Origin of the sequence: Streptomyces sp. NPDC052023 (assembly GCF_044548465.1) — a bacterium.
Taxonomy (GTDB): domain Bacteria; phylum Actinomycetota; class Actinomycetes; order Streptomycetales; family Streptomycetaceae; genus Streptomyces.
In genome coordinates this window covers 133,966-146,223 of the sequence record NZ_JBIUBW010000008.1, presented here as the reverse complement: position 1 = coordinate 146,223, position 12,258 = coordinate 133,966, and the positions used below count along the sequence as shown (strand labels likewise).

General features: G+C 70.1%; 12 protein-coding genes. 8 read left to right on the top strand and 4 right to left on the bottom strand.

The features are described from left to right. Positions 1 to 455: 455 nt before the first annotated feature. Genes ACIHCM_RS18735 through ACIHCM_RS18725 form a run of 3 tightly spaced genes read left to right on the top strand, consistent with a single transcriptional unit; the run spans position 456 to position 4,455 of the window. A complete protein-coding gene (locus ACIHCM_RS18735; RefSeq protein WP_399897180.1) occupies positions 456 to 2,588 on the top strand; it encodes a helix-turn-helix transcriptional regulator in 2,133 nt (710 codons plus the stop codon). Next, positions 2,585 to 3,577: a hypothetical protein gene (locus ACIHCM_RS18730; RefSeq protein WP_399896825.1), complete on the top strand. Its 993-nt coding sequence runs from the start codon at positions 2,585 to 2,587 to the stop codon at positions 3,575 to 3,577. Before ACIHCM_RS18735 ends, ACIHCM_RS18730 begins: the two co-directional genes overlap by 4 nt. Further along, positions 3,574 to 4,455 (top strand): DUF6339 family protein, encoded by an 882-nt coding sequence (locus ACIHCM_RS18725; RefSeq protein ID WP_399896822.1) that lies wholly within the window; start codon positions 3,574 to 3,576, stop codon positions 4,453 to 4,455. Before ACIHCM_RS18730 ends, ACIHCM_RS18725 begins: the two co-directional genes overlap by 4 nt. 9 nt (positions 4,456 to 4,464) lie before the next feature. Here ACIHCM_RS18725 and ACIHCM_RS18720 read toward each other — a convergent pair whose 3' ends face one another. From ACIHCM_RS18720 to ACIHCM_RS18705, 4 genes are all read right to left on the bottom strand, one after another. Beyond that, complete coding sequence (locus ACIHCM_RS18720) at positions 4,465 to 5,685, bottom strand: DNA cytosine methyltransferase (protein WP_399896820.1); 1,221 nt, start codon at positions 5,683 to 5,685, stop codon at positions 4,465 to 4,467. 98 nt (positions 5,686 to 5,783) lie between these two features. Next, on the bottom strand, positions 5,784 to 6,755 hold the full coding sequence (locus ACIHCM_RS18715; RefSeq protein ID WP_399896817.1) for a DNA cytosine methyltransferase: 972 nt from the start codon (positions 6,753 to 6,755) through the stop codon (positions 5,784 to 5,786). Continuing rightward, entirely contained in the window at positions 6,752 to 7,150 is a 399-nt protein-coding gene (locus ACIHCM_RS18710) for a very short patch repair endonuclease (protein ID WP_399897177.1), read from the bottom strand. Before ACIHCM_RS18710 ends, ACIHCM_RS18715 begins: the two co-directional genes overlap by 4 nt. Before the next feature lie 416 nt (positions 7,151 to 7,566). Further along, on the bottom strand, positions 7,567 to 8,583 hold the full coding sequence (locus ACIHCM_RS18705; protein WP_399896814.1) for a hypothetical protein: 1,017 nt from the start codon (positions 8,581 to 8,583) through the stop codon (positions 7,567 to 7,569). 92 nt (positions 8,584 to 8,675) lie between these two features. Here ACIHCM_RS18705 and ACIHCM_RS18700 point away from each other — a divergent pair, with 92 nt between their 5' ends. The 5 genes from ACIHCM_RS18700 to ACIHCM_RS18680 all read left to right on the top strand — a co-directional run bounded on the left by ACIHCM_RS18700 (position 8,676) and on the right by ACIHCM_RS18680 (position 12,156). Next, on the top strand, positions 8,676 to 9,101 hold the full coding sequence (locus tag ACIHCM_RS18700) for a VOC family protein (protein WP_399896811.1): 426 nt from the start codon (positions 8,676 to 8,678) through the stop codon (positions 9,099 to 9,101). A 111-nt stretch (positions 9,102 to 9,212) separates the two neighbouring features. Then, complete coding sequence (locus ACIHCM_RS18695; protein WP_399896808.1) at positions 9,213 to 9,986, top strand: class E sortase; 774 nt, start codon at positions 9,213 to 9,215, stop codon at positions 9,984 to 9,986. A 56-nt stretch (positions 9,987 to 10,042) separates the two neighbouring features. Continuing rightward, complete coding sequence (locus ACIHCM_RS18690) at positions 10,043 to 10,354, top strand: DUF6412 domain-containing protein (protein WP_399896805.1); 312 nt, start codon at positions 10,043 to 10,045, stop codon at positions 10,352 to 10,354. Positions 10,355 to 10,458: 104 nt separating this feature from the next. Next, positions 10,459 to 11,169 carry a YidC/Oxa1 family membrane protein insertase gene (locus ACIHCM_RS18685; protein WP_399896802.1) on the top strand — a complete coding sequence of 237 codons (711 nt, stop codon included), beginning with the start codon at positions 10,459 to 10,461 and terminating at the stop codon, positions 11,167 to 11,169. A gap of 129 nt (positions 11,170 to 11,298) precedes the next feature. After that, the gene (locus tag ACIHCM_RS18680) at positions 11,299 to 12,156 is read left to right on the top strand and encodes a fumarylacetoacetate hydrolase family protein (RefSeq protein ID WP_399896799.1); all 858 of its coding nucleotides are present in this window, start codon (positions 11,299 to 11,301) and stop codon (positions 12,154 to 12,156) included. Positions 12,157 to 12,258 lie beyond the last annotated feature (102 nt).

Genomic DNA, 12,258 nt, shown 5'->3' with positions numbered 1-12,258 from the left:
TCTACGTCGGGCGGGGCGTCAGCATTCTGCAAGGCGGCCTGCACTTTCCGGTCAGCGAGTAGCCGGTATCGGCGACTGGAAGAGGGCTGGAAAACGGAATCAGGCACGCGGAAGCGGACCCGCACGCCAATGTCTGTGATGCCGTCGAAAAAGGTGACGAAAAGAAGACGGCGCACTTCTACCAGGACGTCGGAGAATTGTTTCTTCCGAGGCGGGTGGGGCCGCTGAAGGGACCGTACCCGGCCGGGGAGAGCATGCGCAAGGGGGTTCGAGCGTCGAATTCACGACTGGCGAAAGGGGCAATGGGGCGCATTAGGGGTGAATCTTCCATGAGGTCAAGTTCCGACGACCCGGATGCATGTCAAAGCTCGTTTGACAGGGGGTGTGCTGTCAAACGGGCGGGTAGGGTGGTGCCGTCCGATCGCACATGGAGCAGGACCCGAGAGCAGGTGACCGTGGAAGCAGGCGAGGACTTCGGTCCATGGCTGGCGCGGCAGTTGAAGCTCGCCGACATGACGCAGACCGAGTTGGCCCAGGCAGTGGACGTGACGCGCGCGGCCGTCTCGGCGTGGATCACCGGACGGGCGACCCCGCGAACCGAGACGATCGAACGCATCGCCCGCGCCCTGAACACCGATCTGGCCACGGTGCACACCCGCACCACCGACACCCAGGCCGGCCTCCCCGTGGGCTGGTACCACCGTCCCGGACATGCGGACGGCGGGCGGGAGTTGGGCAACGCAGCCGCGTTCGCCTTCGATGCCGACGTGTCGGTGCTGGCGCGGGAGACCTGCCAGAACAGCCTCGACGAGCGACTCGCGGCCAACGGGCGTCCCGTGCGGGTCCGTTACACCCTGCACGAACTCACCGGGGAGACCCTCGCGAGGTTCCGAGAGGCCATCCAGTGGGACGAGCTGTACCCGCACTACGAGGCAGCCCGCGCGCAGGACCAGAAGGTCGGCCGGGTCATCGACGCGGGGCTGCGTGACATGTACGAGCACGACCGACTCGTTCTGCTGCGGGTGGACGACTACAACGCGGCGGGTCTGACGGGCGACGATTACGACGACGGGCGCTTCGCGGCGGTGGTGCGGCGTCAGCTCGACAGCCACAAGTCCGATACGTCGGCAGGTGGTTCGTACGGCCTGGGCAAGGCCACCCTGTGGGCCACCAGCCGACTCGGGCTGGTGCTCATGAACTCCACGCTGTCCGAGCCGCACGAGGGCCGAACCGAGCGACGGCTCATCGGCCGCCTGGATCTTCCGTGGCGTCTGGTCGACGGCGAGCCGTGGGCCGGCCCCGCGTGGCTCGGGCGACCTGACCCCGAATCACCAGGAGCCCGCGTGGTGCGCTCCTGGTGGGCGGACGAGGAGACGGTCGCATCCCTTCACTTGACACGAGAGAGCGGCGAGCCAGGGACGTCGTTCCTGATCGTGGGGGCCCACGACGTGGCGAGCCTCGTTGACGACAATGCCGCACTCGAGGGCGACGAGGGGGAGGACGACGACAGCATTCAGCGGATGCATCGACGGCTCGTCCGAGCCTTGGGCAAGAACTTCTGGGCCGCAATGACGGGCGGGGGGGACCAACTACCCCTGCTGGAGGCTTCCGTGCGCACCCTGCGCAACGGCGATGTGGTCATCGCCGAGCAGCGCGTGGATCCCGCGGTCGCCCAACCCTCCCGGACCCGCGCCCTGAAGGCGTTCCTGGACGGTACGACTGTGGAACGGCTCACGGAGTCCGGACAGGTCGCCCAGACCACCGTGTCCCTCAACCTCCCCGCCAGGGACGGCGGACGAGCCTCTCAAGGAGAACACTGTGCCGTACTCCTGGTGACGGACGCCGAGGACGCGGACGGCAAGCCGAACCGTGTCACGGCGATGCGCGGCAATCGTATGACGGTGCGGGATACCACCGTTCCCGGCCTGCCGTTGTCCACCAACCCGTTCCAAGCGGTGTTGCTCACCGGTGCGGCGGCGGGTCCGCAGGCTCCGTTCGCCGCCGAAGCCGAGGAGTTCCTGCGGGCCGCCGAGCCCCCGGAGCACAACAAGTGGGGTCAGACCGAGGAGCTGACGCTCACCTACTCGCCCTCGGCTTACCGGCGGATCGCCTCCCTCACTCGGGAGACCAACGCGGCGATCAGGGAGTTGGTGGCTCGACCCAAGAAGCGGGCCAAGGCCGGGGGAGGCCGGCTTGCCGAGAAGGTGACCGTCGGCACGGGGAAGACCAGAAAACCTCGTCTGTCGGCCGCGACGCTGCCCGTCCTGGAGGAGCTGGACGCCCAGGTACTCGACGGCGGGGCCTGGCAGGTGATCGGCGAGATCAGGATCCCCGCCGGTGGACACACGTGGCGCCTGGCCCCCGTGGCCAAGTTCGACGTGCGCTCCGGGCCGCGTCCCACCATTGCGTGGGCCGAGCTGGTGGGGGTGGACAACTGCCAGGTGGTGGACGGCACTCTGCGTTTCGCTGAGAAGGCCCGCTCAGCGACCTTCCGCGGGACGACCGATCCCGCAACACATGCCGTCAGCTCGAAGCTGAGCGGTCTGGTCGTCGAACTGCGCACCGGTGAAGGGGAGTCGCTGTCGTGAAAGTCTTTCCGTACCCGCGGTTGCGCGGCACGGTCTCCCTGCGTGTGGATGCTGTCAAGGTCAAGGCGCCTCAGCAGCCGCGCGAACAGCTCGACTCCCGTGCGCGCTCCGTGACGGAGCGAGTCGTCGCGCTCGGTCTGGCGGAGACGGAGGACTGGGAGACTGCCACGCTGACCGTCTCGGCGACGATTCCCTCGAAGGCTACCGAGCCCGGTGGCCCGTGGTCCGACGTCGTGGTGGTCGCCGTGCTGGCCGACCGGACGACCAACACGCGTGTCACGTCCCGGCTCGTCCCCGAGTCGGAAGGCGGACGCGAGTGGCGCGGCGAACTCAGGGTGCTCCGCGCCGATCTCTTCGAGCGCGGCACGCTGACCGTCCAGGTGGTGGCCACGGTGGACGGGGTACCCGGGCGGATCATCGCGGAGGCGACCGACGACTGGGTCGTCGACGCCAGGAGCGATGCGCCCGTACGCGAGGAGACCTTCGACATCAAGGAGGTCGGGTTCGCCAAGGGGCCGCGCTGGCTGCAGAACTTCGTGGACGTCCCGTGGATCGTGAACGCCTCGGGCAAGCTCCCCACGGTCCACATCAACACCGACTTCGAGGGCATGACGGACGTCTTGAACGCCGAGGGTCGGGGGCCCGAGGGCCTGGTCAATGAGCTGATGGTGTCCCAGATGGCCGCCGACGTGTGGATCGCGGTGTTCCACTCGGCCATCGGCGACCTGGAGATCGAGGACGACGGCACCCCGCTCTACCCGTACGGCTGGCGGGGCGAGGTGCTCAGGGAGATGCTGCCCGACGTCGTGCCCGACCGGACTCTCGAGGACGCCCTGCGTGAGGTGCACCGCCGGCGAGTGGGGGCGACCGGATGGACCGAACTGCAGCCGCGGATCCAATACGCGGCCATGCGCAGGGCCGGTGTGCCCGCAGCGCTCACGGAGACGGTACGCGGCCTGGACAAGCTCAAGCGTGAGGACGAGGCATGACCGAGAGACCCGATCACCTGCCCGAGTACCTGGCTCGCCTCGCCGACGAGAACGCGGCGCGGTTCATCGGCGACGGTTTGTTGTCCGGGAAGGACAGTGTCCCGGCGATCGCCCTCAACCAGGCGGCCGAGCCATTGCCCGAGAGTCCTCGCCTGCGACTTCGCGCGCTGCGTGACTTGATCGACGACGCGATGTACATCTACCGGGACGACAGGCCGACGCAGGCGGACGCCTGGCTCGCCCCACGCCTCCACGCGATCCTTCGCCTGACCCGGGCGGAGGCCGCAGACCCCTCGCTGTGGAACTACCTGGCACTCGGCGTCGCCCCCGACTTCGTGGTCTGGCGGCACCGCTCCGAATCGAAGAAGATGGTCAACGCCCGGTACTTCAAGGGGCCGTACCACAAGCAGGCCTTCGCCCGTCTCTGGTGGTCGGCCGAGCTGTTCCGGAACGGGTCCGACTACGAACCGGTCGTCGTGGCCTGCGGCAACCAGGACATGCTGAACACGGTGCTCAGACTGGACGTCATCGACCACCGGCCCACCGCGCAGGCCCTGGTCGGGCTGTTGCGCCGGGAGGTCGTCCGGACGGGCCGGGAGGCGAACGCACTGGGCAAGGCCGTCAACACGGCGGCCGCGACCCTGATGTACGACGTGATCGCGCCGGACGTGGAACGGGACGCCGGGGCTCTGCGGAGATGGATCGACGAGGCGGAGGCCGGCATCTCGGTGCAGCACCGCCCGCTTCCCGTCGGACCCGCCGAGGAAGGCGCTCCGCAGGACTCGGTGGAGCGTCTCACGGACCACTTCGCGGAGCTGTTCGCGGACGCGCCCGTCCGGGGCAAGGAGGAGAGCCAGGTGGAGGCGGAGGAGGACTGATCGCTGCCCCTATGGGCGGGTAGGGCGCCAGGACCTCAGCGCCTCGATGGCACGCTTCTTGCGCTCCTCGTCGAGCCCCAGCGCCGTGCACAGGACATGGACGGCCAGGAGCGGCGGAATCGCGTTGCCGATCTGCTGCGCGCGGTCGGTCCCTCGCCAGGGGTACTTGGCTGGGAAAGTTTGCAGCAGTCCTGCCTCGGTGAGCGTCAAACGCTCCTGCTCCGGACCCAGCTCAGGTTCGCCGTCGTCGTCGATGCCCTTGAGTTCGAACACCTTGTTGCGGCGCACTTTGCCGGTGACAGTGGCGGCCGGCATGTCGGAGGTGCGGAGCCCTCGCTTCTTGGGGTCGCCTCCCGACCCGTAGTTGGAGCGAACAACGAAGTCCGTGGATCGGGTTTCCTGGAGCGCGTCGCGCATGGAGACCCATGGATCCGGTCTGCGGCGCCGGGCCGGAGACTCGAAGAGAGTGCTCTGCTGGACATCACGGCTCGGCGTTGCGGGGTCTTGAGCGGGGAGGCGCTCCACTCCCTTGCGATAGCGCTGATGCGTCAGCAAAGGGAACTCGATGTCCTCGCCTCTGGTCCCCCGGTAACGGGCGATCAGCACCGCCCGGCGCCGGGTCTGCGGCACCCCGTACTCCTCGGTGTGCAGGATGTGGCAGCCGGCGTCATAGCCCAGCTCGCGAAGGATGTCGCGGTACTTCTTCCAGACGGGCAGAACGGTGGGCACCTGCTCCAGCACCACCGCCTCGTAAGGAGCGGCCTTGAGCTTCTTCTCGACGATCCACCGCAGGGGTTGGAGGACGAGCCCGGTGCGCTCGTCGGCCCACGACAGTTCCTCGGCTCTCCGGTTCACCTCCGCCCAGGCACGCTCCAGAGCCTTCACACTCTGACTCTGTCCCACGCGCTCGGCAAGGTCCTTCACTTCTTCCAGAGCCTTGTGGCCCTCACGGTTGCCCGCCACGGAGTACGTCTGGCAGGGCGGACCGCCGGTGAGGACGCGTGCCGAGGCGACCTCGGAGTCGAGAGGGTTAACCTTCGCAACGTCTGGTTCCCTGGTGGTGCGCAGGCCCGCGGCGCGACGCGTCGCTCGGGTTGATTCGTCCCATTCCACGCCAATAGCGGGCAAGCCGAGCATCTCGGCCGCGATGTCCAGGCCACCCGGTCCCGCGAAGAGGTCCGCGATTACGGGCTTTTCCTGGTTTGCGTCCGGATGAGGTGCTCGGGTCATGAGGTGGAAGTGTAGCCAGCGTGGCATCCCGGGTACCGTCCAAGGCGTGCGGTCGGTCGCGAGACCGCAATTCCCGATGTGAACTGGCGATTCTCCCATCAGGAGCGAAGTGCCCGGGCGAGGGCCAGGCCGAGTGCCTCGCCCACCGGCGGCGGAGAGGCGTGGCCGACCTGCCGGTACCGGGCCGTCTTCCTGCCGGTGATCTCCCAGTCCAGGGGAAAACTCTGCAACACGGCTGTCTGGTCCACGGTGAGTCTCACCATGCCGTCCTTTCCGAGTTCCGGTGCCCACACGAAGTCCGGCCCCGGGATCTCGTCGCCCAATGAGTGGGCGTTCACCCCCAGCCGCTCCCACTTCCTCTTGGATCCGGCCGGTCCGAGGTCCGCCCCGCCGCGGTTCTTCGATCCACCGACCAGCGTGGGAGCCACGGTGGTCGCCTGGGCCACCCAACGGTCGGCGTCCTTCCAGCCGCGCGACCGCATGGAGGACGCCAGCGCCTCTCCGACCGAGACATGGTCCGTCACGGTGGGGGCCGGTGGCCGGAACGAGGGGAACCACTGCTTCTTGATCGCCACGAGGACCCCCTGCCGGCGATCCTGCGGCACTCCGAAGTCGGCGGCGTTCAGCACGAACCAGCTGAACTCGTAACCGAGGTGCTCCAGTTCCGCCCGGGCGAACTCTCGGAAACCGCGGAACCTGTCCGAGTGGGCCAGTGTCGGCACGTTCTCGACGAGCAGCGCGCGCGGTCCTACCGCATGGGCGAGGTAAACGGCGGCCCTCAGCAGCCCTTCCTCCTCGCCCGACTCGGCACGGGTAGCCGTCGCGTTGGACTTCACCCGCGGCAGTCCCGCGGACAGCAGATCCACGTCGTAACTCTGCGGGTGCTCACTCGGGTCGAAGTCCAGAAGGTCCGCTTGGAGCACGGTCCAGTGCGGACGGTTGGCCCAAAGGGTTCGGCAGGCGTCGTCGTCCTGGTCGAGCAGCAACCTCGGCTCGAAGCCGGCCTGCTCCAGTCCCAGGGCGAGCCCGCCCGCGCCCGAGCACACGTCCACGAAGGTCAGCCCGCTCATCGATTTCCCCGCGCCGGCTCGGCCCTCTTTCGCTGCACCGCCGCTGCGATGCTCAGTGCCACAGTCTCGGCCGCCTCGTGTTCCCAAAACCGCAGTACCGTCCACCCCTCCTCGGTGAGGTGCCCCGTGGTCTCGCGGTCGCGGGCCATGTTCTTCTCGAGCTTTGTGCGCCACCAGTCGGCGTTCGACTTGGGTCGGGTGGCGTGCTGTGGGCAGCCGTGCCAGAAGCAGCCGTCGAGGAAGACCGCGATCTTGGCCTTCGGGAAGACGATGTCGATCGTGCGACGGCTCATGCCGGGAACTGGCGCGTTCACGCGGTAGCGCAGCCCGGATGCGTGCAGTAGCCGCCGTACCGCGACCTCGGGTGCCGTGTCGCGGCGACCTTGGCGACTCATGCGGATGGAGACGGCGGGTGAGGAGGGGACGGCATCTGGCACGGATTCATTCTGCCGGCGTCTCGGTGACGTTGGTCCTGTAACCGTTCCAGGGCGTTGGAATGAGCGTTGGCCGCAAGGTGCCCATGGCCGCCCGGTTGTTTTGAGGGCGGCGGTTCCGGGGCGAGGGTCAAGAGCGCCCTTCGGGCGTCGGCTTCGCCGATTCCGCTTCGCTCCACTCTTGACACTCGCCCCTCCACCGCGGGGATGCATGCGGCCGGGCGGCCCAGGGGCGGGGTGGCGGGGACCGGCGGGGCTGGGGTGCTCACCGTCGCCGGGTGCCGGTGGGTGGGGTGAGGGGCCGCGAGAGGGGATGAGCTTTGTGGTCCCGTTCAGCTCCGCCGTTGCGGGTTTCCTGTCCTCAGCGTCCTCAGCTCTCAGCCTTCCGCGCCGTGACACTCCCCATACGCCCGCCCCGACTCGCACCAGCAACCCGCCCCCGTCTCCGGTGGCCAGGCCACCGCCCGTCCCCGCGCCGCCAGGGTCGTCGCGTACTGGGGAAGCAGGGTCGCGTCGTCCGGGGTCGTGCCCTCCGATGCCGCGAAGGCCTCGTAGGAGGGGACCGTGCCGGTGACCACGCCCAGGTTGGGTGTGCCGGAGGCGGACAGTTCCCGCAGGGACGTCTCTATGGTCGACAGGTGTTCCTCGTGGGACGGGTACTCCGCGGACAGGGCGGGGTACGCCGAGAGGAGTTCGGTCAGTTCGCCCGCCGGCCAGTGCAGGACCGCCACGGGGAAGGGGCGGGACAGGGCCTCCCGGTAGGCGCCCAGTTCGGCGCGGAGGCGGGAGATCTCCGCCTCCAGCTCCGCCGGGTTGTCCGAGCCCAGGGACCACACGCGCTTCGGGTCGTGGAGTTCGTCCAGGGAGACCGGCATCGAGTGGAGCGTGTCGGCCAGGGTGTCCCACTCGTCGTGGGCGAGGCCCAGCATGCGGCGTACCCGGTGGCGGCCGAAGAAGAGGGGATGGACGGGCTGCGGGGGACGCGCGCCGTCCGTCGTGAGGAGGCGGGTGGCCTCGGTGAAGACCTCCTGCGCCGTCTCCAGCTCGTCGTGCGCTTCGAGGGCCTCGGCGACGATCACCCAGGGGGCCGCGTCCCGCGGGGCCGCCGTGCGGATGCCGTCGATGATCGCCCGGGCCTCGGCCTCGTGGCCGTACTCCCAGAGGTTCGAGGCCTTCAGGGCCCGGACCAGGTACGGGTACTCCAGGCTGTCCCCGGAGGTGAGCAGGCGGTCGTAGAGCGCGGTCGCGGCGGGGCGGTCGCCGGACAGTTCGAGGTGGGCCGCGGCCCGCAGCAGCAGGGCTTCGGCGTCCTCGGGGTACAGGCCGGCGGTTCGCTCCAGGCGGGCCGCCTCGGTGGTGTGGTCGACGTTTTCGGCAGGCGTGTCGGGGCGCATGGGGGACACCGTACTGCCGAGCGGTGACAAAGGAGAGTCTGGTCCCCGGCCGCCCGCAGGACCTCGCCGCCCGGCTGCGGCACAGTGAAGGTATGGATGACAGGGACACCGGCCTCGCCGGGGGCCGCCCGGCCACTCGGCTGCCCGCCCAGGACCTCGAGCGGGCCCGCCGTTTCTACTCGGACAAGCTCGGGCTCGACCCCGTCGACGAGCGGCCGGGTGGGCTGCTGTACCGGTGCGGGGGCGTGGAATTCGCCCTGTTCGAGTCGGCGGGGGCCTCGCCGGGCACCTTCACGCAGATGGGCTGGCAGGTCGACGACGTCGAGAGCGTCGTTGCGGCTCTGAAGCGGCGCGGTGTCGTGTTCGAGGTCGTCGACCTGCCGGGGCTGCGGACGTCGCCGGACGGGATCGCCGAGGTGGAGGGGCATTACCCGAGCAAGGGAGCGCGCGGGGAGCGTGCCGCATGGTTCCGGGACAGTGAGGGGAACCTGCTCGGGATCGGGGAGCCCGTCGTCTGAGCCGCCCGGATACCGTGGGCGAAAGGCCCGCCACGGGTCTGGAGACCTCACGCCCCGCCGCTTATCGTGCGGGCGGCCCGTCCCGTACGACGGTGGAGGAGGCGTCCGCCCATGCGCGTGCCCGTCGTGCAGCACACCGGCAGGCGGCGCAGCGCCCGGCGCCGGCGTGCGCTGTGGACGGGTGCGGAGGTCCTGGTCACCGCCGGGGTCGTCGTACTGCTTCTCGTGGTCCACCAGCTGTGGTGGACCAACCGGCAGGCCCGGCAGGGAGCCGAGCGGGAGGTGGCGGCGCTGGAGCGGGAGTGGGGAGGCGGCACGCCCGGGCGGGGTCGGGAGAGTGACCCGGCCGGTGCCGGTGCCGGTGCCGAGGCCGGAGAACCCCCGGCCCGCGGGCGGGCCCCGGCCCAGCCGCACGTCCCCGCGGGACCCGTGCCCTCCCACGCCTACGCGATCCTCGCCGTCCCCCGCCTGAACCTCCGCGTCCCCGTCGCCGAAGGCATCGGCAAGCCCGACGTACTGAACAAGGGGTACGCCGGTCACTACCCCGGCACCGGACAGCCGGGACGGGCCGGGAACTTCGCGCTCGCCGGGCACCGCAACACCCACGGCGAGCCCTTCCGCCACCTCGACCGGCTCGGCGACGGCGACCGGATCGTCGTGGAGACACGGTCCGCGGTGTACACGTACGCCGTCGACCAGACCCTCCCGCAGACCTCCGCCCGCGACACCGCGGTGATACGGCCCGTGCCGCGCAGCCTCGTCCACCCCGGCCGGGGCTACCGCGGTCCCGGGTACTACATCACCCTGACCACCTGCACGCCCGAGTACACGTCCAAGTACCGCCTGGTCGTGTGGGGAACGCTCCTGTCCATGCGCCCGCGGTGAGGTATAAACGAACGGACACGCGAACAGCGGCGACAGCGCGAGGGAGGGGAGCCGGGATGATCCGGAAGTGCGCGAGGCCGCGCCCCGCCGTCCTGCTCCTGATCCTCTTCCTCGACCTGGCGCTGCTGGACGTCGGCTCCCTCTCCGCCACCGTCGCGCTCGCCGCGACCGCCGCGGCCGGGTCGGCGCTCGCCGTGTGCACGCTGCTCGCCGCACGCTGCGCGCCCGCCGTGCTCCCCACGCGGGTGCGCACCGCCATCCGCGACCGGGACCGCCGTACGGCCTTCCTGCCGCAGTGCGACCCCGACGCCAAGGGGCGCACCCGTCCCCGAGCGCCCGGACACGCCCTCCTGACGACCGTCGCGTAGGGCACGCCGCACCACCCACCCGCACCACAGCGTGACCCCGCGCGGGTCGTCATGCCGCCATTCCCTGTTCCGGCACGACGAGACCCCTGACGGAGGGCTCACCCATGTCCGTTTTCGCCGACCTGGTCGGGCAGCTCGCCGAGTTGCTCCAGCCGCTGTTCCACGCCTCCGCGGCCGCCGCCGCGATCGTCCTGTTCACCGCGTTCGTACGGCTGCTGGTGCTGCCGCTGTCCCGGGCGTCCGCGCGCGGGCAGAAGGCGCGCACCGAGTTGCAGCCGAAGATCGCCGAGCTGCGCAAGAAGTACCGGAAGAACCCCGAGCGCCTTCAGCAGGCCGTCCTGGAGCTGCACGCGAAGGAGAAGGTGTCGCCGCTGGCCGGCTGCCTGCCCGGTCTGCTGCAGTTGCCCGCGTTCTTCCTGCTCTACCACCTGTTCTCCAACCCCACGATCGGCGGCGAGGCCAACGCCCTGCTCGGCCATCAGCTGCTCGGTGCGCCGCTGGGGGACCGGTGGCTGGACGCGCTGGGCGACGGCGGGGTGTTCGGGGCGGCGGGCCTGGTCTACGTCACGCTGTTCGCGCTCGTCGCGGTCGTCGCGGTGTTCACCTACCGCCGTACGCGGCGGACGATGGCCGCCGGCCGTCCCGTGCCGGACGAGGGTGAGCAGCTGCCGGGCCTGGGCGCCGTCACCAGGGTCATGCCGTTCATGTCCTTCTTCACGCTGGTCACCGTGGCGGTGGTGCCGCTGGCGGCCGCACTCTACGTGGTCACCAGCACGACGTGGAGCGCGGTGGAGCGGGCCGTGCTGTACCGGTGAGGGCGCCCTCCCTACGGTCCAGTACGTGAACGGGGTATTGCGGACTGGACCGCCACCTTGGAGGATCGACCAGTCCTCCGATGGCTGCACACGTCGGCGGGCGCCCCACGATCGAGGGAGATTGTGACCATGAAGCTGCTGCGAGTCGGAACGGCCGGGGCGGAACAGCCCGCGCTGCTCGACGCCACAGGCGTGCTGCGGGACCTGTCCGGACTCGTGCCGGACATCGACGGTGCGCTGCTCGCCGACGACGCGGCGCTCGACCGGATCCGTGCGGCCGCCGACGCCGGGGAGCTGCCCGCGCTGGACGCGGCGGGGCTGCGGATCGGGCCGCCGCTGGGGCGCATCGGCAAGATCGTGTGCATCGGCCTGAACTACCACGACCACGCCCGGGAGACCGGCGCCGAGCCGCCCGCCGAGCCGGTGGTCTTCTTCAAGGCCGCGGACACGGTCGTGGGCCCGAACGACACGGTGCTCGTGCCGCGGGCGTCCCGGAAGACCGACTGGGAGGTGGAGCTGGCGGTCGTCATCGGCCGTACGGCCCGCTATGTGGAGTCGGCCGGGGAGGCGCTCGCGCATGTCGCCGGGTACGCGGTGGCGCACGACGTGTCCGAGCGGGAGTTCCAGATCGAGCGGGGCGGCACCTGGGACAAGGGCAAGAACTGCGAGACGTTCAACCCGCTGGGCCCGTGGCTGGTGACGGCGGACGAGGTCCCCGATCCCCAGAAGCTGTCGCTGCGGCTGTGGGTCAACGGGGAGCTGAAGCAGGACGGGACGACCGCGGAGCAGATCTTCTCCGTGGGGGAGGTCGTGCGGTACGTGAGTCAGTTCATGACTCTGTATCCGGGCGATGTGATCAACACCGGTACGCCCGCGGGTGTCGCGATGGGGCAGCCCGAGCCCAAGCCGTATCTGCGGGCCGGGGACGTGGTCGAGCTGGAGATCGAAGGGCTGGGGCGGCAGCGGCAGGAGCTGAAGGACGCCTGAGGGCGGGGGCGCACCCTTGCGCGGTGGGGGCGCACCCTTGCGCCGGCGGTGGCGCACCCTCATGCGGGGGTGACGCACCGTCCGGGGGACCCTCGCCGGGGC